21 protein-coding genes are annotated in these 21,220 nt (G+C 65.4%); 8 read left to right on the forward strand and 13 right to left on the reverse strand.

Annotation, left to right across the window (positions count from 1 at the left end; genetic code table 11):
* Positions 1 to 58 precede the first annotated feature (58 nt).
* Positions 59 to 1,402 (forward strand): HlyD family type I secretion periplasmic adaptor subunit, encoded by a 1,344-nt coding sequence (locus FG93_RS03515; RefSeq protein ID WP_043231641.1) that lies wholly within the window; start codon positions 59 to 61, stop codon positions 1,400 to 1,402.
* Between the two features lie 48 nt (positions 1,403 to 1,450).
* On the opposite strand, the gene cueR is transcribed toward FG93_RS03515, so the two are convergent.
* Together cueR and FG93_RS03525 are read right to left on the reverse strand one after the other, a co-directional pair.
* Positions 1,451 to 1,897, reverse strand: a complete 447-nt coding sequence (gene cueR, locus FG93_RS03520; protein WP_043231643.1) for a Cu(I)-responsive transcriptional regulator — start codon at positions 1,895 to 1,897, stop codon at positions 1,451 to 1,453.
* Between the two features lie 22 nt (positions 1,898 to 1,919).
* Positions 1,920 to 4,445 carry a heavy metal translocating P-type ATPase gene (locus FG93_RS03525; RefSeq protein WP_081881281.1) on the reverse strand — a complete coding sequence of 842 codons (2,526 nt, stop codon included), beginning with the start codon at positions 4,443 to 4,445 and terminating at the stop codon, positions 1,920 to 1,922.
* Between the two features lie 201 nt (positions 4,446 to 4,646).
* Between FG93_RS03525 and FG93_RS03530 the strand changes: the two genes are divergently transcribed.
* A complete protein-coding gene (locus tag FG93_RS03530) occupies positions 4,647 to 4,913 on the forward strand; it encodes a heavy-metal-associated domain-containing protein (protein ID WP_043231646.1) in 267 nt (88 codons plus the stop codon).
* 19 nt (positions 4,914 to 4,932) lie between these two features.
* Here FG93_RS03530 and FG93_RS03535 read toward each other — a convergent pair whose 3' ends face one another.
* Complete coding sequence (locus FG93_RS03535; protein WP_161783767.1) at positions 4,933 to 5,718, reverse strand: IclR family transcriptional regulator; 786 nt, start codon at positions 5,716 to 5,718, stop codon at positions 4,933 to 4,935.
* A gap of 150 nt (positions 5,719 to 5,868) precedes the next feature.
* Between FG93_RS03535 and FG93_RS03540 the strand changes: the two genes are divergently transcribed.
* The 5 genes from FG93_RS03540 to FG93_RS03560 all read left to right on the forward strand — a co-directional run bounded on the left by FG93_RS03540 (position 5,869) and on the right by FG93_RS03560 (position 9,873).
* Positions 5,869 to 6,531, forward strand: coding sequence for an amino acid ABC transporter permease (locus FG93_RS03540; RefSeq protein ID WP_043231648.1), 663 nt, complete (start codon positions 5,869 to 5,871; stop codon positions 6,529 to 6,531).
* Positions 6,528 to 7,178 (forward strand): amino acid ABC transporter permease, encoded by a 651-nt coding sequence (locus FG93_RS03545; protein WP_043231650.1) that lies wholly within the window; start codon positions 6,528 to 6,530, stop codon positions 7,176 to 7,178. The genes FG93_RS03540 and FG93_RS03545 overlap by 4 nt, the downstream gene beginning before the upstream one ends.
* Complete coding sequence (locus FG93_RS03550) at positions 7,165 to 7,896, forward strand: amino acid ABC transporter ATP-binding protein (protein ID WP_043231653.1); 732 nt, start codon at positions 7,165 to 7,167, stop codon at positions 7,894 to 7,896. Before FG93_RS03545 ends, FG93_RS03550 begins: the two co-directional genes overlap by 14 nt.
* A 43-nt stretch (positions 7,897 to 7,939) precedes the next feature.
* On the forward strand, positions 7,940 to 8,722 hold the full coding sequence (locus FG93_RS03555; RefSeq protein ID WP_052513314.1) for a transporter substrate-binding domain-containing protein: 783 nt from the start codon (positions 7,940 to 7,942) through the stop codon (positions 8,720 to 8,722).
* A 110-nt stretch (positions 8,723 to 8,832) separates the two neighbouring features.
* Positions 8,833 to 9,873: a succinylglutamate desuccinylase/aspartoacylase family protein gene (locus tag FG93_RS03560; protein ID WP_152579281.1), complete on the forward strand. Its 1,041-nt coding sequence runs from the start codon at positions 8,833 to 8,835 to the stop codon at positions 9,871 to 9,873.
* 43 nt (positions 9,874 to 9,916) lie between these two features.
* Here FG93_RS03560 and FG93_RS03565 read toward each other — a convergent pair whose 3' ends face one another.
* The 10 genes from FG93_RS03565 to FG93_RS03610 form a co-directional block, all read right to left on the reverse strand.
* Positions 9,917 to 10,381 carry an NUDIX domain-containing protein gene (locus FG93_RS03565; RefSeq protein ID WP_052513316.1) on the reverse strand — a complete coding sequence of 155 codons (465 nt, stop codon included), beginning with the start codon at positions 10,379 to 10,381 and terminating at the stop codon, positions 9,917 to 9,919.
* Positions 10,382 to 10,765, reverse strand: coding sequence for a nuclear transport factor 2 family protein (locus tag FG93_RS03570; protein WP_052513317.1), 384 nt, complete (start codon positions 10,763 to 10,765; stop codon positions 10,382 to 10,384).
* Between the two features lie 82 nt (positions 10,766 to 10,847).
* Positions 10,848 to 11,996 (reverse strand): acetylornithine deacetylase, encoded by a 1,149-nt coding sequence (argE, locus tag FG93_RS03575; protein ID WP_043231655.1) that lies wholly within the window; start codon positions 11,994 to 11,996, stop codon positions 10,848 to 10,850.
* Positions 11,997 to 12,219: 223 nt separating this feature from the next.
* Positions 12,220 to 13,803, reverse strand: coding sequence for an ABC transporter substrate-binding protein (locus FG93_RS03580; protein ID WP_043231657.1), 1,584 nt, complete (start codon positions 13,801 to 13,803; stop codon positions 12,220 to 12,222).
* Positions 13,800 to 15,332, reverse strand: a complete 1,533-nt coding sequence (locus FG93_RS03585; protein WP_043231659.1) for a serine hydrolase — start codon at positions 15,330 to 15,332, stop codon at positions 13,800 to 13,802. Before FG93_RS03585 ends, FG93_RS03580 begins: the two co-directional genes overlap by 4 nt.
* A 128-nt stretch (positions 15,333 to 15,460) precedes the next feature.
* A complete protein-coding gene (locus FG93_RS03590; protein ID WP_043231660.1) occupies positions 15,461 to 16,213 on the reverse strand; it encodes an amino acid ABC transporter ATP-binding protein in 753 nt (250 codons plus the stop codon).
* 2 nt (positions 16,214 to 16,215) lie between these two features.
* Complete coding sequence (locus FG93_RS03595) at positions 16,216 to 17,070, reverse strand: amino acid ABC transporter permease (protein ID WP_081881271.1); 855 nt, start codon at positions 17,068 to 17,070, stop codon at positions 16,216 to 16,218.
* Entirely contained in the window at positions 17,067 to 17,807 is a 741-nt protein-coding gene (locus FG93_RS03600) for an amino acid ABC transporter permease (protein WP_043231666.1), read from the reverse strand. The genes FG93_RS03595 and FG93_RS03600 overlap by 4 nt, the downstream gene beginning before the upstream one ends.
* 145 nt (positions 17,808 to 17,952) lie before the next feature.
* Positions 17,953 to 18,774 (reverse strand): transporter substrate-binding domain-containing protein, encoded by an 822-nt coding sequence (locus FG93_RS03605; protein WP_043231670.1) that lies wholly within the window; start codon positions 18,772 to 18,774, stop codon positions 17,953 to 17,955.
* A 93-nt stretch (positions 18,775 to 18,867) separates the two neighbouring features.
* On the reverse strand, positions 18,868 to 19,872 hold the full coding sequence (locus FG93_RS03610) for a GlxA family transcriptional regulator (RefSeq protein ID WP_081881272.1): 1,005 nt from the start codon (positions 19,870 to 19,872) through the stop codon (positions 18,868 to 18,870).
* 82 nt (positions 19,873 to 19,954) lie between these two features.
* On the opposite strand from FG93_RS03610, the gene FG93_RS03615 reads away from it, so the two are divergent.
* Positions 19,955 to 21,205 carry a sarcosine oxidase subunit beta family protein gene (locus FG93_RS03615; RefSeq protein ID WP_043231671.1) on the forward strand — a complete coding sequence of 417 codons (1,251 nt, stop codon included), beginning with the start codon at positions 19,955 to 19,957 and terminating at the stop codon, positions 21,203 to 21,205.
* The last annotated feature ends 15 nt before the right edge of the window (positions 21,206 to 21,220 follow it).

The raw sequence follows: 21,220 nt of genomic DNA on the forward strand, positions 1-21,220 counted from the left end.
GAGGCGATGTAACCGGGCCCGGCCAGCCGGCCTGCTTGTGACTGTGGGAGTTGACACGATGAGTGCCATGGTCGTCGGGGCGCAGCCCTGGTATGCGGACGTCCCGCGCAAGACCCGCTGGGCGAAGCTCAGCGGCACCGTCATCATTCTGATGACGATCATGGGCTTCGGCGTCTGGGGCAATACCGCGCCAATCTCGGGAGCCGTGATCGCGCAGGGAGTCTTTGTCACCACCGGGCAGAACAAGACGATCCAGCATCTCGAAGGCGGGGTCATTCGCGAAATCCTGGTGCGCGAAGGCGACGTCGTCACGCCCGGTCAAGTCCTCGTGCAGCTCGACGACACCTCTGCACGGGCCGAGTTGCGCCGGCATTCACTCAAGCAAATGCGGCTCGAGGCGGTCGAAGCGCGGCTGAACACGGAGGCGGCCGGCCGGACGCAACTGGAATTCCCTGCGCATCTGTTGGCCAGTCGATTCGACCCCGACGTTGCAGCGATGCTGCAATCCCAGACCGCCACGTTCGTCGCGCGTCAGAACAACATCGCCAATGAGATTTCCGCGCAACAGAAGGGCGTCGACGGGCTCGAGGAGAGGATCGCCGGCAGCAAGGCCCAGCTCACGGCTGTCGCGCAGCAAAGCGCACTCCTCAAGGAAGAGCTCGCGGGCAAGCAGGCCCTGCTGGAACGCGGCTACATCCGCAAGCCCGATGTCCTCGCGCTCCAGCGCAACGCGGCCAATCTGCGCGGCGAGGCGGGGCGGATCGGCGGCGATATCGGCGACGCCCGTGAACGTATCGCCCGTGCTGTCGAGCAGATCGACGGTGTGCGAAAGACAGCGATCAAGGCCGCATCCGAGCAGCTCCAGGATGTCAGCGCCGATCTGAACGACATCCGCGAACGCATTCACACAGTGAAGGGGGTCCTCGACCGGGCCCGGATCGTCACACCGGTCAAGGGTACTGTGGTCAAGCTACGCTACCACACCGCCGGCGGCGTCATCGAGCCGGGCAAAAGCATCATGGAGATCGTTTCGCTGCAGGAAGAGCTCGTCATCGAGGCGCGTGTTCGGCCGCAGGATATCGACAAGATCAAGCACAGCCAGATTGCAACCGTCCGCCTGAGCGCCCTGAATCAGCGCACCACGCCGATGATCAACGGCAGGGTAATCTATATCTCGGCCGACGCGCTGCCGGATGAAAGGCAGCGCGGCTACCCGAATACATCCGATCTCTATGTCGTGCGGGTCCGCCTCGACCACAGCAGCGTCGCCGCGATCCAGGACTTCCAGCCGACAGCCGGCATGCCCGCGGAGGTCTACATCCAGACGAAGGAACGCACGTTCTTCGAATATCTGATGCAGCCGCTGAAGGACAGCATGACGCGCGCCTTCCGGGAAACCTGAGCCGGCAACGTGGTACGGGCGCCTTGCGGGCGCCCGCCCTGTCCAAGTTCAGGCGTGATGCCGCGCCCTGTCGCGAGAGTGTGCCCGCCCCGCCCCTTGCGGCGCGGGCGCGTCGGCGAGGTCTTCGAGGATCGGGCAATCGGGCCGGCCATCGCCGTGGCAATGACGCGCGAGATGACCGAGCGTCTTCACCATCGCCTGAAGCTCGCCGATCCGCGCCTCGAGTTCGCCGATGTGGCGCAGGGCAAAAGCCTTCACATCGGCACTGGCCCGGCTCTTGTCGCGCCAGAGCGCCAGGAGTTCGCGCGTTTCCTCAATCGAGAAGCCGAGACTCCGGGCGCGCTTGACGAAGCGCAGCGTGTGCACGTCGTCGCCCGCATAGACACGATAACCAGCCTCGGTGCGCACCGGAGCCTCGATCAGCCCGATGCTCTCGTAGTAGCGGATCATCTTTGCGCTGACGCCCGAGGCGGTTGCCGCTTGTCCGATATTCATCTCTGGTGCTCCTCGTATTTCCTCAACCTGCCAGAGCGAGCCTGGCAGCGCGCTGCTCCTGAGAGGGATCCGGCGCGCGAACCCGGAAGCTCTTCAGGCGCAGCGCATTGGTCAGGACGCTGACGCTCGACAACGCCATGGCCAGTCCCGCGAACATCGGCGACATCAGGATGCCGAAGCTCGGATACAGCGCGCCGGCAGCGACCGGGATCAGCAGGGCATTGTAGCCGAAGGCCCAGATCAGGTTCTGGCGGATATTGGCGATCGTCGCCTGCGATAGTGCGATGGCGTTGGCGACACCGTTCAGGTCGCCCGACATCAGCACGACATCGGCGCTTTCGATGGCGATGTCCGTGCCGGTGCCGATGGCGATGCCGACATCGGCCTTGGCGAGGGCGGGGGCATCGTTGATGCCATCCCCGACAAAGGCGACCTTGGCGCCACCGGCCTGGAGTCCGGCTATCACTTCGGCCTTGCCGGTCGGCAGCACCTCCGCCGCGACCTCGTCGATGCCCAGCCTCGCAGCGATCGCCTCGGCAGTGCGCCAATTGTCTCCGGTGATCATCACGACGCGAAGGCCAAGCCGGTGCAGCGACGCGATAGCCTCGGGCGTCGTGGCCTTGACCGGATCGGCAACCGCGATGATGGCGGCGAGCCTGCCGTCGATCGCCGCATAGAGCGGCGTCTTGCCGGCATCGCCAAGGCGGCTTGCCGTCTCCGCGAAGGGCGAGAGGTCAAGCCCGAGGCGCCGCATCAACCGGTCGGCACCGATCTCGATCGTCCGGCCCTCGATCACGGCCTTCACGCCGAAGCCCGGTTCACCCGCGAATTTGGACACCTCTGCGAGGGCGAGGCCGCGCCGGCGGGCGGCGCCAACGATCGCTTCCGCGATCGGATGTTCCGAGCGAGCCTGGACGGAGGCGACCAGGCGCAGCACCTCTGCTTCCTCAAAGCCCCCGGCGGCGACGAGATCGGTCAGTTCCGGCTTGCCCTTGGTCAGGGTTCCGGTCTTGTCGAGCGCCACGATCTTCGCATCCTTCAGACCCTGGAGCGCATCGCCCTGGCGGAACAGGATGCCGAGCTCGGCGCCCTTGCCGGTGCCGACCATGATCGAGGTCGGAGTCGCCAACCCCATCGCGCAGGGACAGGCGATGATCAGGACGGCGACCGCATTGACGAGAGCATAGGAGAAGGCGGGACTCGGGCCGAAGGCGAGCCAGGCCGCGAACGTCACTAGCGCGAGCGCCATCACCGCGGGGACGAACCACATCGTCACCTTGTCGACCATGGCCTGGATCGGCAGCTTCGAGCCCTGCGCCGCCTCGACGGTGCGGACGATCTGCGACAGAAGCGTATCGGCGCCGACCTTGGTGGCGGTGAAGCGGAAGGCGCCGGTGCCGTTGATCGTTCCGCCAGTCACAGCCGCACCCGCTTCCTTGCGCGCGGGCACCGGCTCGCCGGTGATCATCGCCTCGTCGACATAGGATACGCCGTCGAGAACCTCACCATCGACCGGAATGCGCTCACCCGGACGCACGATGACGACGTCTCCCGGAACAACGCTCTCGATTCCGACATCGGCTTCGACGCCGTCGCGCAGGACACGCGCCGACTTCGCCTGCAGCGACATCAGTCGCCGGATCGCTTCGCTGGTCCGCCCCTTGGCCCTGGCCTCGAACCAACGTCCGGTCAGAACGAGTGTGACGATGACCGCACCGGCCTCGAAATAGGTGTAGTCCGTGCCGTCAGGCAGGACGCCCGGCGCGAAGGTTGCGACCGTCGAGTACAGATAGGCTGCGCTGGTGCCGAGCATGACCAGCGAGTTCATGTCCGGCGCGCCACGCAGCAAGGCCGGCCAACCCTTCTGCAGGAAGCGCAGGCCCGGCCCGAACTGGACGAACGTCGCGAGCAGGAAGGACAGGAGCTTGATATTGAACTCGCCGACGCGCCCCGCGAGAAAATGGTGCAGCGGCTCGTACATATGCGAGCCCATCTCGAAGACGAGCAGCGGGATTGTCGCGATTGCGGCGACGAAGACCGCACGCTTCAAGGCAGCCTGTTCCGCCTCGCGCGCCTGCTGCTCGCGATCCGAGGCTCCGGCATCGATGCTGGCGGCCTCGGCGGAATAGCCCGCCCCTGCGACGGCCGCGACGAGTTGCTGCGTCTGGTCTGCACCGCCGAGAGCCCGCACGGTGGCACGCTCGGTCGTGAGATTCACGGTCGCGTCGAGCACGCCCGGCGCCAGCTTGAGTGCCCGCTCGACACGGCCGACGCAGGAAGCACAGGTCATGCCGGAGATCTTCAGCTCGACGATGCGCTCGGCGGGCTCGTAGCCCGCGCCGCGGATCGCCGCCGCAATCGCGCCGGCATCACTCCCGCCGGGAGACAGGGTCACGCGCGCCCGCTCGGTCGCGAGGTTGACTGCGACCGAGCCGACACCGTCGACGGCCTTCACGGCGCGTTCGACGCGCCCGACACAGGAGGCACAGCTCATCCCGCCGATCTCGATCTCAAATTCTCTAACGGGGCTTCCCGCTGTCCGTGCCATCGCCATGGCTTGATCTCCGCATGTTGATGGCGAGGGTATGATCCTTCCCATCATGGGAAGGTCAAGGCCGATTTTCAACTCTCTGCGACCTGGCCAGGCGACTCCATCAGACGTGCGCAGGCGGCCCGCACAAGGCGCTTGACCTTCCCATGATGGGAAGCTTTAGGCTCTTCCCACAGTTTAAAGAAGGAACACAGCACGATGTGCGGATGCCAGAGCCACAGCGAGAAGACGACCCCTCAGGCCGAGCCTCAGGGTGCAGGAACACTGAGCTTCCGCGTCGAGGACATGACCTGCGGGCATTGCGCCGGGACGATCACCAAGGCGATCGAAGCGAGCCTCCCCGGAACCCGCGTACAGGCCGACCCGGCCTCGAAGCTGGTCAGCGTCCAGGGCTCCAGCGACCGGGCCGCCATCGCGGCGATCGTCACCGCGGCCGGCTACACGCCGCAACCGGTCACCGCCTGATCCAGCACGCTGCGCCTGGTCAGCTATAGGCCAGGCGCAATCCGGCCTCGTGGCAGCAGGCCTTCAAGGTGGTGAGGATCGCCTTCTCATCGGTCTGCACGCCGTGGCGCTGCAGGCATGGCACCAGGATCGCAGCCTGCGCATAGCCTGCCGGTCCGATGACCGGGCAGGCGATATCGGTCACCGCCAGAATGTCGCGGCTTGGTGCGATCTGGTGTCCCTGCTCCCTGATCATCTCGAAGACGGCTACAATGCCGGTGCTGTCGAGCCGCGCCCGCGCCTCTCGATCAGCGTCCTTCATCAGGGTCAGGCGCCGTGCTCGTGACTGGAACGCCAGGATGAGCAATCCGGAATTGGCTTCCAGCGCCGGCCTGCCATAGCCCGGCCGCACGGTGACCGTCGCGTCGAGATGTCCGGACGTCGTCGCGAGCACCACGGTCTGTGCCCGGCTCAGCACGACGAGATGGGCCGCCTGCCCGCTCTCCTCGCTGAAGCGCTCCATCAGGGGCAGTACGACCGAGGTCAACTGCCGCCCGCTGGGCGTCCTGATGCCGAGATCGAACAGACGTCGCGACAGCGCGAGCCTGTCCGTCCCTGCCTCCCGCACCAGATATCCGCGCTGCTGCAGCACGAAGACCATGCGGAAGATCTCGCTCTTCGAGCGTTCCAGCCGCTCGGCAATGGTGCGTGTCGAAAGCGGCTCGCCGACTTCCGCCAGCAATTCGAGAATGTCCAATCCCTTCTCCAGAGCCGGAGCGGAATAGGAGGCCTTCTCGCCGTCATCGGTTTCTGGAAGGTCAGACATGTCGCCTTGTTTCATATGTGAAGCTTGACATCAAATAAGAAGCCAACCTAGCCTCTTGTAAAGGGGAGGCTCAATGACCGTCGCTGATCAGTCTGTCGGTTTGTTGCATGCGTGCCGTCACGGCGCCCGCAGGCATGGCGGCCTGACGCGATGAAGTACGGCCTGCAGTTTCGGGACGTGTTTGCGGCCTGGGAATCGATCCTCGACGGCGTCTGGACCACACTGCTGCTCTCGGCCTGCGCGATGCTCGGCGGCCTCGTCATCGGCATCGCCTGCGCTGCGGCGCGCGTCTATGGCCCCGACTGGCTGAAGCGGATCGTCGGCGCCTATGTCGAGGTGATCCGCAACACGCCGCTGCTGGTCCAGCTCTTCCTGATCTTCTTTGGCCTGCCGAGCTTCGGTCTCCGGCTCGACGGCCTGACGGCGGCGATCATCGCGCTCGTCATCAATCTCGGCGCCTATACCACCGAGATCGTCCGCGCCGGGCTGGAGGCGGTGCCGAAGGCGCAGACCGAGGCCGGCCACTCGCTCGGCCTGTCCGGCCTGCAGGTCTTCCGCTACATCGTGATGTTCCCGGCGCTGAAATCGATGTTTCCTGCGCTCGCCAGCCAGTTCGTGCTGCTGATGCTGGCGACGAGCGTGGTCTCGCAGATCTCGGTCGAGGACCTGTTCCATGCAGCCTCGATCGTGCAGTCGCGCACTTTCCGCGATTTCGAGGTCTACACCTTGATCGGCGTGCTCTATCTCGCGCTCGCCCTCGCCTTCCGCGGCCTCTTTGCCGGCATCTATTACTGGGCGTTCGTCAGGCGATGATCCGTTCCTTCGGCCTGATTGATGTGATGTACCTGGTCGCGGCGGCGCGCTGGACCGTGGCGCTGACCGTCACCGCCTTCACCGGAGCCGCCCTGCTCGGCCTGCTCATCGCCATCGTCCGCATCCTGCCCTTCGCGCCGCTGCGCTGGCTGGCGGCCGGCTACACCCATATCGTCCAGGGCACGCCGCTGCTGGTCTGGCTGTTCCTGATCTTCTTCGGCCTGCCGCTGATCGGCATCTCGGTCAATCCGTGGCTCGCGGCCGCCGTCGCCTTCTCGGTCTATGGCAGCGCCTTCCTGGGCGAGATCTGGCGCGGCGCGCTGATCTCGATCGCCAGGACGCAATGGGAGGCCGGCGCCTCGCTCGGCCTCTCACTCTGGGAGCAGTTGCGCCACATCATCGTCCCGCAGTCGATCCGCGTCGCGATCCCGCCCACCGTCGGCTTCCTCGTCCAGCTCATCAAGAACACCTCGCTCGCCGCGACGATCGGGCTCGTAGAACTGACGCGCGAGGGCCAGCTCACGGCCGCCGGCACCTACAAGCCCTTCGCTGTCTACATCACCGTCGCCTGCATCTACTTCCTGATGTGCTTCCCCCTCACGCAATGGAGCCGCTCGCTCGAGCGGAAGCTCGATGTCGCTCGTTGAAATCAAGGGGATCAGCAAGAGCTATGGCGCGGTCCAGGTGCTGAAGAACGTCTCGCTCGACGTCGGCAGGGGCGAGATCATTGCCGTGATCGGCCGCTCGGGCTCCGGCAAGAGCACCATGCTGCGCTGCATCAACGGCCTCGAGCCGATCCAGGCCGGCGCAATCCTCGTCGACGGCGTGCAGGTCAATGATCCCAGGACCAACCTGCGCAAGCTCAGGCAGGAGGTCGGCATCGTCTTCCAGAGCTTCAACCTGTTCCCGCATCTCTCGGTCTGCGACAACATCACGCTCGCCCCGCGGGTCGTGAAGAAGCAGGCGCCGGACGCGGCCCGCGAGATCGCCCGCGACGTGCTGCGCCGCGTCGGGCTGGAGGACAAGCTCGACGCCTTCCCGTCCCAGCTCTCCGGCGGCCAGCAGCAGCGCGTCGCCATTGCCCGCTCACTCGCCATGCAGCCCAAGCTGATGCTGTTCGACGAGGTCACCTCGGCGCTCGATCCCGAACTCACCGGCGAGGTGCTGAAGGTGCTCGAGTCCGTGGCGCAGGACGGCATGACCATGATCCTCGTCACGCATGAAATGGGCTTTGCGCGTCGCTTCGGCTCGCGCGTCGTCTTCATGCACGAGGGCCGCATTCACGAAGAAGGCCAGGCCGCGGCGGTGCTCGCCGAGCCGAAGACGCCCGAACTGCAGACCTTCCTCAGCGCGGTCCTGCACTGAGGATGCCGATCGACACCGGTTGCTCAACGAGGGGAGACGAAACATGCGTTCGCTATTTGCAGGTTTGGCTGCACTGACTGTCGCCGTCTTTGGCGGCGCCGAAGCCCGAGCCGACAAGCTCCAGGACATCCTGTCCAAGGGTGTGGTGCGCATCGGCGTGCCGCTCGACGCCCCGCCCTTCGGCGCGCAGGACGAGAACCGCAAGCCGGTCGGCTTCGACATCGAGATGGCCGAGATGGTCGCCAAGGGGCTCGGCGTGAAGCTCGAGATGCAGCAGATCACCGGCGCCAACCGGATTCCGTTCCTGCTCACCGACAAGGTCGACATCGTGATCTCGGTGATGGGGCTGACACCGGAACGCGCCAAGCAGATCCAGTTCACCGCGCCCTATGCCAACACCTTCCTGGCCGTCTATGGCGCCAAGGCCTCCGCAGTCAGCAGCCCCGAGACCATCGGCTCCGCCCGCGTCGCCGCAGCCAAGGGCACGACGCAGGAACTGGCGATCTCGGCGACCGCGCCCAAGGCGAGCCTGATGCGCACCGAGGACGATGCGACGGCCGCGGCAGCCTACATCACCGGCCAGGCCGACCTGCTCGCCACCAACAGCATCGTCGCTCAGGCGCTCGCCAAGCAGAACCCGAACAAGGAGTTCGAGCGCAAGTTCGTCATCCGCCGCAGCCCCGCTCATATGGGCGTGCAGATGGATCAGCATAATCTCGTGCGCTGGCTCGACGGCTTCATCTTCTTCAACTCGATGAATGGCGAGATCGACCGGCTGCACCGCAAGTATCTCGACATGCCGATGGACCCGCTGCCGACGCTCTGAGCGCCGCCAGACATCCGCCGGGCGCACGTCGCGCCCGGCCTTTTTCCCTTCAGACTGCGCCATCAGGCCGGATTGCAGCCCGAATGCCTCGGCGCGCCCGCGAGTCAGCCATGATCAACGCCCGACCTAAGCCCATACCGCGCGCATCGAGCGCCTTCCTGACAGTCGATCCGGAGCGGGACGGCAAGCAAGTCGGCTTCGTCATGATCCCGCATTCGCCGCATGACGACGCTTGGGGCGCGACGCGGATCCCGATCGCGATCATCAAGAACGGCTCCGGCCCGACGGCGATCCTCGAAGGCGGCAACCATGGCGACGAATATGAAGGGCCGATCACGATCTGCGACCTGATTCGTGATCTCGATCCCGGCCGCGTGCAGGGCCGGCTGATCCTGATGCCCGCCAATAATTCGCACGCCGTCATAGCCGGCCAGCGCACCTCGCCGGTCGACGGGCTGAACTTCAACCGTACTTTCCCGGGCGACCCGCGCGGCACCATCACCCAGCAGATCGCCGCCTATGTCAGCGACAATATCCTGCCGCTCGGCGACGCCTTCCTCGATCTGCATTCAGGCGGCTCCTCGCTCGACATCATCCCGAGCGCGATCGTCGAGCCGACCGACGATCCGGCGCTGCACAAGCGCAACGTCGCCGCCGTACAGGCATTCGATGCGCCGATGACGGTGGTGATCAGCAATCTCGGCGAGCCGCGCACTGCAACCGCAACCGCCTGCCGCAACGGGCTCGTCACTGTCGGCACCGAGATGGCGGGTGGCGGCACGGTTTCGCTGGAGGCACTGAAAGTCTGCCGGCGCGGCGTCGCCAATGTGCTCGACCATCTCGGCATCGTCGCGCGCGACACCCCCGAGCCGAAGCGCGGCGAAGGCCAGATCCTCGAATTGCCCGGCACCTCGGCCTATGTCTATGCCACCGCCGACGGCGTCTTCGAGCCCTTCCACGCCAATGGCGCCAAGGTCAGCGCCGGCCAACCGGCCGGGCGCATCCATTGCACCTGGGACCCGACCCGCCCGCCCGAGACGCTGCACTATGCCGCCGACGGCATCCTCTATGGCCGCCGCCAGCCCGGCCGCGTCCGGCCCGGCAATTGCTGCCTGATCGTGGCTGCGCCCTATCGCGGAGTGCTGTCATAGCGGGACGCGCGCGAGAGGCCTGACTCTGTCTTCCCAGACAGCGTCAGGCCTTCCGCCAAAACTCGCAATAGCGCGTGCCGGACTGCCAGTTGGCGATGGCCGTGCGAACATAGGCGATCGTGTTCTCCGGCAAGTCATCAATGGGGAACCAGACCAGTTCGGCGCATTTTTCGGGCTCGGCATTGCGAAGCTCGCCCTGCCAGTCCGTAGCCTCGAAGAAGAAATCCAGCCGCTCCTCGTCCTGCGATCGGTGGACCACAGTAGCGAAGGCCAGGCTGGCAGGATCGATCTCGACGCCCGCCTCCTCCCTGGCTTCGCGCGCGGCCGCTGCTCGCAGCGGCTCGCTGCCGTCGTGATGTCCGGAGACGAGACCGTAATTGCCGTCCTCGTAACCCGTGTTCGCTCGCCGCAGCAGCAGGAGTTCGCTCCCGCGCCGAAAGATCACATAGACAGACACGACGAGCTTGAACCGCTCCGGCTTGCCGGCAGCCTCGATCCGAATCGACATCTAACGAACAGACTCGACGACCTGCCAGGCCGAGCCGGTATCGTAGAAGAAGCGCTCTTCGGCGATGCGGTCGCCGCGCCAAAGCTGGATCGCGAGTTCTTCCAGCCGTCGCGTCACGCCCTGCTTGTCGGTGGCATCGAAGATCCAGTGAATCACGACCCGGTCGCCATCGACCAGCACGGCGCGGGCTGGGTGCGTGCGCATCCGGTTGAGCCGGGCGAGCGCCCTGGCCTCATGCGCCATCATTTCGTCCCGTCCGCGGCGCGGCTCGGCGCCATTCTCCTGCATCGAGGCATCCTCGCAATAGAAATCGCGAATGGCGCCGACATGATCGCCACTCACGACCGCTGCGACAAAGGCCTCGACGCGTTGGCGATCAGGCATGGTCAGTCTCCTCCGGATGATCCGTGCCGGCATTCAAGCACGGCCTCGGCCGATCAGCCCAGAGCAGCGCTGACAGCCTGCGTCAGGACGACAACCGGTCGGCGATCCGCGCGATCATCGCCATCGCCGCAGCCAGTTCAGCATCGGTGATGTACTCCTCGGGCTTGTGCGCCCGGTTCACATCGCCCGGCCCGCAGACGATCGCAGGGATGCCCGCGGCCTGGAAGAGCCCCGCCTCGGTGCCGAAGCTGACGGCCTGCTGGCGCGGCTTCCCGCAGACGTCCTCCGTCAGCCCGACCAACGGATCTTCATCCGGCAGATCGAGCGGTGGGTAGTCGCTCATCGTCTCGAAGCCGAAGGCGACATTGTGCCCATCCGCGGCGGCAGCGGCGCGGATGCGCTCCGCCTCGCGCGGCAGGAAGGCCAGCAGTCCGGCCGGTGCCTGCCCCGCGATGGCGCGAGCCTCGACCTCGAAGACGCATTGCGCGGGAACGATGTTGATGCCGGTCCCGCCCTGCACGGTGCCGACCTGGAGCGTGGAATAGGGCGGAGCAAAGCTCTCGGCGAACGGGCCTTCCGCCGCATGCCGGCGCGCCTCGGCATGGATGGCGGTCATCAACTCCGCAGCGTAGTGAATGGCATTGTCGCCGAGATCGGTCCGCGACGAGTGCCCGGCCTTGCCGTCGACCGTGACGCGCTGCGCGATCTTGCCCTTGTGACGCAGGACAGGATGGAGATCGGTCGGCTCGCCGACGATGCAACCGGCCGGTCGAGGACAAAGCTCCGGCAGCCGCGCGATCAGGTGACGGACGCCGACGCAGCCGACCTCCTCGTCATAGGACAGCGCGATGTGGATCGGCCGCGTTAGCCGGCGCGAGGCGAGATCCGGCACGCTTGCCAGCACGCTGGCCACAAAACCCTTCATGTCGACGGCGCCGCGTCCGATCAGGCGGTCGCCATCGCGGCGCAAGGCGAAGGGCTGTCCGACCCAGCCGTCCGGGGCAGCAGGCACGACGTCGAGATGAGCCGAGAGGATGATTCCGCCCGGCTCGCGCGGTCCGATGGTGGCGAAGAGATTGGCGCGATCCCCCTCCGGCCCCGGGACGATGATGCACTCGACGCCATGGTCGGCGAGGTATCCGCGGACATGCGCGATGATCGCCGCATTCGGCGTCCGGCAGACAGAGGGAATGGTCACAAGATCGGCCAGAACCGTTTCGACACTCGTCATGACAAGCCACGTGATTGAAGCGGCCGTCGATTGGGACCGCGCAGGAAGGAAAACCCAATTCTAGCAAAGCGACAGCGCGCAATCCGTGTCCGTTTTGCGCCTGGTGGTGTCCCATCCTGCGGGGATTGGCCATCCGTCGGCAGAATGTTCCGATCTTGCGGTCCAAGGTGAGAGAAGCCTCGCCCCGGACCGCGCATCGACCGCGGCCGTCAGTGCTGGCTGCTCACTTCTTCTCGATGTTCCAGAACAGCATCACCGGCGCGGCGAGCACGCCCGAAACATTGCTGCGGCGGGCATAGGGCTGATCGAACTGACCAAGCACGCGATAGGGCTGCACTTCCGTGAGCCGGCGATGCAGCGCTTCGATCGCGAGCTTGCCGCTCGCCTCGTCCGGAGCATCGACGACAGCGCCACGCAACCGCTCGGCCTCGGCGTCGCAGGGCCAGCCCGCCCAGGCTTTCTCGCAGCCCATATTGGTGCCGATATTCGTCATCGGCGACTGCATCGTCGCGCCCGACGCGTAGGTGACGAACAGGTTCCAGCCGCCCTGATCCACGGTGCCGCGATTCTGCTGGCGGGTGGTGACGGTGCCCCAATCGGCAAACTGGACATCGACATTGAAGCCGACCTCCTTGAGCGACTGCGCCGCGACCTCGGCCATGCGGCCGATCGGGGCGATGTCGTTCGAGGTGCTGAGCACCAGCTTCTCGCCCTTGTAGCCACTCTCGGCGAGCAGCTTCTTCGCCGTCGCAAGATCGGGCTTGGCATAGGGCTCCGAGCCGATCTCGGTTCCGTTCGGCCCGCCACAGACGAAATAGGCATTGCAGCGCTTCCACCACTCCTCGTCCCCGAAGCCGGCGGCGAGGAAATCAGCCTGATCCGTGGCATAGGCCAGGGCCAGCCTGGCCTTGGGATTGTCGAACGGCGGATAGAGATGGTTCGGCCGCAGCATCACCTGGTTGGCGAGGTTCGAGTAGCGTTCGACCTTGACATCTCGGGTCTTGGCGATGGTCGAGATCAGGTCCTGGCTCGGCTGCTCCCAGATATCGATCTCGCCGGTCTGGATCGCAGCGGCGGCCGTCGCGGCGTCCGGCATGATGATCCATTCGACGCGGTCGAGCTTGACGACGCGGCCTCCCGCCAGGCCGTTGGCCGGTTCCGAACGCGGCACATAGTCCGGATTGCGATCATAAACGACGCGCGCGCCGCTGCGCCATTCCGCCCGGTTGAAGCGGAAGGGGCCACTGCCGATGGCTTCGGTGACCGGCTTCATCGGGTCGCTCTTGGCGTCGCTCTCGCGCATGATCACCGGAATCTGGCCCACGGCCGAGCCGAGGGCGAAAGGCACCAGTGCCATCGGCCGCTTCAGTTTCAGCGTGAAGGTCCGGTCGTCGACCGCCTCCAACCCTTCCGTATATTCGCCGAGCTTGCCGCCGATCGTGTCGCGCGCCATCCAGCGCTTCAGCGAAGCGATGACGTCGCGAGTCGTGACCGGCTGGCCGTCATGGAACTTGAGGCCGGGCCGCAGCGTGAAGCTCCAGGACAGTTTGTCGGGAGCCGTCGAGAAGCTCTCGACCATCTGCGGGTGCGGCTGCAGCTTTGAATCCCAGGCAAACAGCGTCTCGTAGATCATCAGCCCATGCATGCGGGTGATGACGATCGAGGCCGCAACGGGATCGAGCGTCTTGAGATCCGCATGCGGCGCGACGCGCAAGGTGCGGTTCGGAGCCGGCTGGGCCTGGGCCCCGAGGCCGAGCGTCAGCGACGCGGCGCAAAGCAACAATCCGGCAAGGCGGGAACGGATCATCGGGTACCTCCAACTTCGTCGACACGATCGAATTGCAGAACGCGCGCCCGATGGCTGTCGAGGCGCAGGGAGCCGTCCGGCTGCAGCCACACGCAAGGCCGGTGCCGCCAGGGACCATGAGCAAGATCGGCCAGCGCGCGCCCCCCAGGCAAGGGGGTCAGTCGCGTGGTCATGCCGACCGGTTCGGCCCAGGGCCATTGTGCCGTGCCGTCCGCTGCGACCGTGATCTCGACACCGAAGCTGCGTTCGCGCCAGCGGCCGATGAGACGCGGGTCGAGCGACGTGGCGGCCGGGACGCGCAGAAGACGACGCTCGACGCCGCCAATCCGCGCCTGGATCTCGTCTTCGCCAAGCGTGCCGAGCTCGATGTCGAGATAGGAGGGCAGGCTTCTCAACCTGCCGTTCTCGCCGACGACAAGACGCTCATACCCGCCCATGACGCCGATCGAGTCGACACCGAGCTCGGCCCAGAAGGATCCTTCCTCGCTGATATAGAGGCCGGTCGGGCCAGCCGCCGGTGCCTCGGGCAGCGCTTTGCCGAGAAGCGCCGCGAGCACGCGCAACGCGGGCCAGAGCGCCTCCTCCTCGCGATTGCTGAACACGACGACGCCGACGCCATGCTCAGGCGCCATCAGGAAGTGGTTCCGGTAGCCGGTCAGCGATCCGCCATGGCCGATCACTGTGGTGCCAAGAAGCTGGGTGCTGACCAGGCCAAGGCGGTAGCCACTCTCCCGACCATCCGCAAAATGGCGCGGCGCGGCAAGCTTCTGGAAGACGCCGGCGAGCGGCCCGCGCCCGGCCATCAGGTCGGACGCCCAGATCGCCAGCGCGGATGCGCTGCCGACAAGCCCGCCGGAGGCCGAGAACTGGAAGCCGTAGCGTCCACGCCGCCAGTTCACGCCATCATGCCAGTAACCTGTTGCGAGATCGGGCACGATCTCGCTCTCGTCCTCCGGGAAGACGAAGGGCAACGCGAGAGGCCCGAACAGGCGCAGCCGCAGGGCTTCGCGATAGGTGATGCTGCGCTGGGCCGGCAGCACCGACTGCGCCAGCCGCCAGCCGGTATTGGAATAGGCCATCTCCTGGCCGGGCACGGCATTGATGCCCGGCAGGCGCTGAGCAAAGTCGTGAATCTCCGGGGCGCTGAGGCTCGTGGTATAGGGCACGCCGAGCTGCCACAGGGTCTCCATCATGTCCGGCAGGGCGCCGGTCATGTCGAGCGCGCGGCCAAGAGGCACGGCGGCTATCGCTGCAGGCAAACCCTCCAGCAGGCTGCCGAGCGGTGCGTCGAGCGCTATGCCCTCCAGAAGCAGCGTCGCCGCCATGAAATGTTTGCTGATCGAGGCCAGGCGATTGGGCGTATCCGCCGTGAAGGGCGTTTGCTGTTCCAGGTTGGCGAACCCGCCGGCGTTGGCTTCAAGCCGTCGCTCCGCATCGAAGATGACGACCGCACCACCTGGACCAGCCTGATCGGCCCAACTATTCGTGATAGCGGCTGCTTCCGCCTTGGCCCGTGTCCAGTCCAGCATGATTCCCCCTCGTTTCCCCCTAGTGTTAGTGAGGCATCCACTGGCGACATAGGCCCTGTCGCTGCATGGCAGGCACGCAGGAACTGTCAGATCGAGATGCAGCGAAAGCCGGACCGACAGGGGCGGTGCTACAATACCTTGTCAAGAAACCCCTTCGTACGCTCTTCTTGTGGATCGCCGAACACATCCGCCGGCGAACCGTGCTCCACGATCAGTCCGCCATCGGTGAAATAGACGTGGTCGGCCACCTCGCGGGCAAAGCCCATCTCATGAGTGACCAGGATGCAGGTCATGCCCTCGGCTGCGAGGTCCTGGATCGTCACCAGCACCTCCTTCTTGGTCTCGGGGTCGAGTGCGGCGGTGACCTCGTCGAACAGCATCACCTTCGGATTCATCGCCAGTGACCGCGCGATCGCGACGCGCTGCTGCTGGCCGCCGGAGAGTTCGCCCGGATAAGCCAGGAGTTTCTGCGAGAGGCCGACCTTGGCAAGGAGGCGGCGCGCGCGCTCCTCGACCACTGCCTTGTCCTGCTTCAGCACATGGATCGGTGCCATCATCACGTTCTGAAGCGCGGTCTTGTGAGGGAAGAGATTATATTGCTGGAAGACGATGCCGACATCGCGGCGCAGTGACAGCTTGTCGAGGCTTGCGTCGTTGACCTCGCGGCCGGCGACCTTGATCGAGCCCTTGCTGATCGGCACCAGCCCGTTGATGCAGCGCAGCAGCGTCGACTTGCCCGAGCCCGATGGCCCGATGATGCAGACGGTCTCCCCGCGCCTGACGGTGAGGCTGACATCCTTCAGCACGGGAAAGCTGCCGAAGGATTTCTCGACGCCCTCGATCACGACCACGGGCTCGCCCAGTTGATGACGGCTTGCCATGGTCAGGCTTTCACGTTGAAGCGGCGCTCAAGCGCCAGCGTCGCTCGCGCGATCGGATAGCAATAGGCGAAGAACATCAGGAGCAGCAGCAGATACATCGGGATCATCAGTTCCGGACGGCTCTCGGCGACGAGCGCCGCGCGGGTGATGGTCAGCCCATCCTGGATGCCGACGACCGAGATCAGCGTCGTCGCCATGGTCAGGATGGCGTAAAGGTTCATCCAGGGTGGGATCATCCGCTTGAAGGCCTGGGGCAGGATGATCATCCACATCGTCTGCGCTCGCGTGAAGGCGAGTGCCTCGGCGGATTCCCACTGGCCGGAGGGGATCGATCTGATGCCGCCACGCACGATCTCGGAGACATTGGCCGCGACCGGCAGCGCAAGTCCGATGATCGCCTTGACCCAGGCTGGAAAGGCGATCGTGAGGCCGAACAGCCGGAACTCGAAGGGCAACAGGAACATCGCGTAGAAGAGCAGGACCAGCCAGGGCGCATTGCGGAAGAACTGTGTCACGCCCCAGGCGGTCTTGCGTACCGAAGAGACCAGCGAGACCTGTGCGATGCCGACGAGCACGCCGATGACCGTGCCGAGCGCCATCGAAAGGAAGCTGATCAGGATATTGAACAGGAAACCCTGAAAGATCAGTGGCGCCCAGCGTAGCAGCACCGTCACCGCGCTTTCGCCAACGGGGCGCGCCGTGACCTGGGCAAGAGCCAGCGAGGCGCCGAAGAGCATCGCGAAAGCCGCGAGCGTGCCGCCTCCAAGCATCGTCGGCGCAGCGAAACCCGAGGGAGCGATCGGCGCAGGCGCGCGGAAGGGCTTGAGTACCGGCAGGTCGGTGGTGCCGTTCCTCATGTTGAATATCCCGGGATGCGCATCGCCTTCTCCCAGCGGCCCATGATCCAGACCAGCACGGCGACCAGCGCGACATAGGTGACGAGCAGAACGTTCATCATCTCACGGACATTGAACATCTCGGACCAGATCTGCGAGGCGGCGTAGAGCAGCTCCGGCACGCCGATGGCGTAGGCCAGCGTCGTCGTCTTCACCAGGTTGATCAGGTTGTTGTTCAGCGCCGGCAGGCAGATGCGGAAGGCGAGCGGCAGCACGACATGGAGGTAGAGCTGCAGGCGGGTATAGCCGAGCGACTCCGCCGCCTCGACCGTCGTCGACGGTACCGCCTCGATGCCGGCGCGAAAAATCTCGACATTGAAGGCTCCGGCGAAGAGCGAGAAGGCGATGATCGCCCAGCCCGTGCCGGAGACCAACGGCGACTGGCCACTGGCGCCATCGCTCACCGTCGGCAGCAGTCCCGCCACTGCGAAGTAGAAGAAGGAGAGCTGGACCAGCGGCGGCGTGTTGCGGAAGAACTGCACATAGCCGCGCACGACGAGCCGGCCGAGACGCGAATTGCCGCCGGCGAGCCAGACACCGATCAGGCCGAGCACCATCGACGCGATGATCGAGACCACGCAGATATAAGTCGTCGTCCACAGTCCGGTCAGGAAGCGCGACCGGTCGAACGCATCGTAGAAGACTGAGAAATTCAGTCCGTGCGTATCGTTCAGCCACTGGAAATAGGAGGCGATCACACTGACAAACCTTCAAGAACATGCGCCGTCATGGTCGGGCCTGACCCGACCATCTCAAAAAACCAGCGCCTTCCCGTCATGAGCTTCTCGGATCGTCGCTCGCTGCGTCCGAGAGTGACGGCAAGAATCGACGAAGCCGACCTGTTTACGAGGCCGTCTTCAGCTTCTTGTTGGTCTCGATCAGGTAGGGGCTCTGCTTGATGCCCCATTTCGTCTCGAGTTCGAGCAGCTTGCCGCTCTTGTGCCAGTCGACCGACATCTCCTTGACGAGCTTGCCGAAGGGACCGTCCATGTCCTCGAGACGGATGCCGATGGCCCAGAGCTGCGGATCCTCGGAGACGAGCGGCATCTCGTAACTGGCCCATTTCGGATCGCCGCCAGCGAGCGTCGAGACAATCAGCGTGTCGTCGAACAGGAAGGCGACGCAGTTATTGCCCTGCAGCGCGTTGAGCGCATCCGGCACGGACGGGAAGACGACGAGCTCGGGCGCGTAGAGCTGCGAGACGCGGCGATTGTAATAGGCCCCCTGCACGCCGCAGACCTTGCGACCCTTCAGGTCCTCCCACTTCTTCAGATTGGCGCTCCTGGGAGCCAGCACATTGGTGGCGCCAGCATAGTAGTTCGGCTCGACCATGCCGACGACCTTGCGGCGGTCGGGCGTGTCCCCCATCGTCGCCAGCACCATGTCGATGCGGCCCTGCTTCAGGAATTCCATGCGGTTGGCGGCGATGACCGGAAGCATTTCCAGCTTCACGCCGATCTTGTCGGCGACCGCCTGAGCGAGATCGATCTCGAGCCCGACGATCTTGCCGGACGGCTCAAGGAACCCCCAGGGCTTGTAGTCGTTCTTCACGCCGACGGTGAGGACGCCCTTTTCCTTGATCTTGGCGAGCGAGTCCTGCGCGAGCGCGGGCAAGGCCGCCAGCATGGCAGCGCAGGCAAGCGCCAGCGTGAATGTGCGTTTCATGGCATCCGGTCCCCATTGTTTTGTTGGGACCCAGAGTTCCGGTCTATGCCCGTTTGGAATTGTCGTAATGCGACGGTTTCTTGACATTCAGCGTCAAACCGCTGGTCGGTACGGGGCTCGCTCGCCCCGCGGCGGATGGTGGAAGCGGGCCCGGTAGGCGCGAGAAAAATGGCTCGCGCTGGAAAAGCCGCAGGCGAGCGCAACCTCCAGCACCGAGAGACTGGTCTGACGCAGAAGATGGCGGGCTCGCTCGAGCCTCAGGCCAAGATAATGCTCGCCGAGCGATCGGCCGAGATGCAGCCGAAAAAGACGCTCGAGTTGACGCAGCGAGACGCCCGCTGTTCGCGCCAACTCGCCGCGCGAAAGCGGCGTTTCGAGGTTCTGCTCCATGCGCCCGACGACACGCAGCAGCGGAGCATGGCTGACGCCGAGCCGCTCGCGCAGCGGCATGCGCTGCGGCCCCTCGCCCTCACGGACATGGGTCTGCAGGAACCATTCGCTGACCGCGAGCGCGAGTTCGCTGCCGTGCTCGCGGGCGATGACGGCATGCATCATGTCGAGTGGAGCTGTGCCGCCGCTCGACGTCAGCCGATCGCGATCGATCTCGTAGAGCGAGCGCCGCACATCGAGATCGGGATAATCCTCGATGAAGGCCGGCGCATGCTCCCAATGGATGGTGAAGCGGTAGCCGGAGAGCACATTGGCGCGCGCCAGGATATAGGGTCCGCCCGAGACGCCGCCGAGCTTGACGCCACGCCGGGCGAGCTGCCGGAGCCAGGCGAAGGTCGGCTGATGCTGGAAGGCGGCGGGATTTCCGCCGGCGCAAACGAAGATGTAATCGAGGCGGGCATCATCTCCGACAGCGAAATCAGGCTGGATGCTGACGCCATTGGAGGCCGGAGCCGGCGCCCCATCGATCGAGACGTGGCTCCAGCGATAGAGGCTGCGCCCCGAGAGCCGATTGGCGGCGCGCAGGGGCTCGATCGCCGAGGCATAGGCCAGCAACGCAAAATCCGGAATCAGCAGGAAGCCGACATGGGTGGGCGCCCCTTCCCCATAGCTGTCGTTACCGGTCAAGATCGCGTCGCTGATGGTCATGTCCGTGAGACTATGTTCGGCAATCTCACGATGACAAGCCCGGCGCGAATTCCTGTCCGGCATAGACGTCCCGGGTGCCCCGATGCGCTATTCGATTTTCTCCCTCGCCGCACAGACGCTCAAGGGTCACCGCGGCTGGACGCCGGCCTGGCGCGATGCGGCGCCGAAGGCGGAATATGACGTCCTGGTCATCGGCGGCGGTGGCCATGGGCTGGCAACGGCCTATTACCTCGCGAGCCAGCATGGCATCAGCAATGTCGCGGTGATCGAGAAGGGCTATATCGGATCCGGCAATGTCGGGCGGAACACCACGATCATCCGCTCGAACTATCTCCTGCCTGGCAATACGCCGTTCTACGAATGGTCGCTGAAGCTCTGGGAGGGGCTGGAGCAGGACATCAACTACAACGCGATGGTCAGCCAGCGTGGCGTGCTGAACCTGTACCATTCCGACTCGCAGCGCGACGCCTATGCCAGGCGCGGCAACGCCATGCGGCTCGCCGGCGTCGATGCCGAACTGCTCGACCGTGAGCAGGTTCGCGCCATGGTGCCCTTCCTGAACTACCGGGATGGCCGGTTCCCGATCCAGGGCGGTCTCCTGCAGCGCCGCGGCGGCTCGGTCCGGCATGATGCCGTCGCCTGGGGCTACGCCCGTGCCGCCGACCAGCGCGGCGTCGATATCGTGCAGAACTGCGAAGTCACCGGGCTCACGATCGAAGGCGGCCGCATCACCGGCGTCGAGACGACGCGCGGCGCGATCAAGGCCAGGAAGGTCGCGCTTGCTGTCGCCGGCAACTCCTCGCGGCTTGCCGGGATGGCGGGGATGCGGCTGCCGATCGAAAGCCACGTGCTGCAGGCCTTCGTCTCGGAAGGCGTGAAGCCGCTGATCGACAATGTCGTCACCTATGGTGCCGGGCACTTCTACATTAGTCAGTCCGACAAGGGCGGTCTCGTCTTCGGCGGTGATATCGACGGCTACAATTCCTACGCCCAGCGCGGCAACCTGCCCGTGATCGAGGACGTGATGGAATCGGCCATGGCCTTGTGGCCGGGCCTTGGCCGCATCCGCATGCTGCGCCACTGGGGTGGGATCATGGACATGTCGATGGACGGCTCACCGATCATCGACCACACCCCGGTCCAGGGCCTCTATCTCAATGCCGGCTGGTGCTATGGCGGCTTCAAGGCGACGCCGGCCTCGGGCTGGTGTTTCGCCCATCTGATCGCGCGCGACGAACCTCACGAGGTCGCGACCGCCTATCGGCTCGACCGGTTCGCAACGGGCCGCGTCATCGACGAAAAGGGCGCTGGCGCCCAGCCGAACCTTCACTGAGCCGGCTCAGGAACC

Source organism: Allobosea sp. LC85 (assembly GCF_000735605.1).
Lineage (GTDB): Bacteria > Pseudomonadota > Alphaproteobacteria > Rhizobiales > Beijerinckiaceae > Allobosea.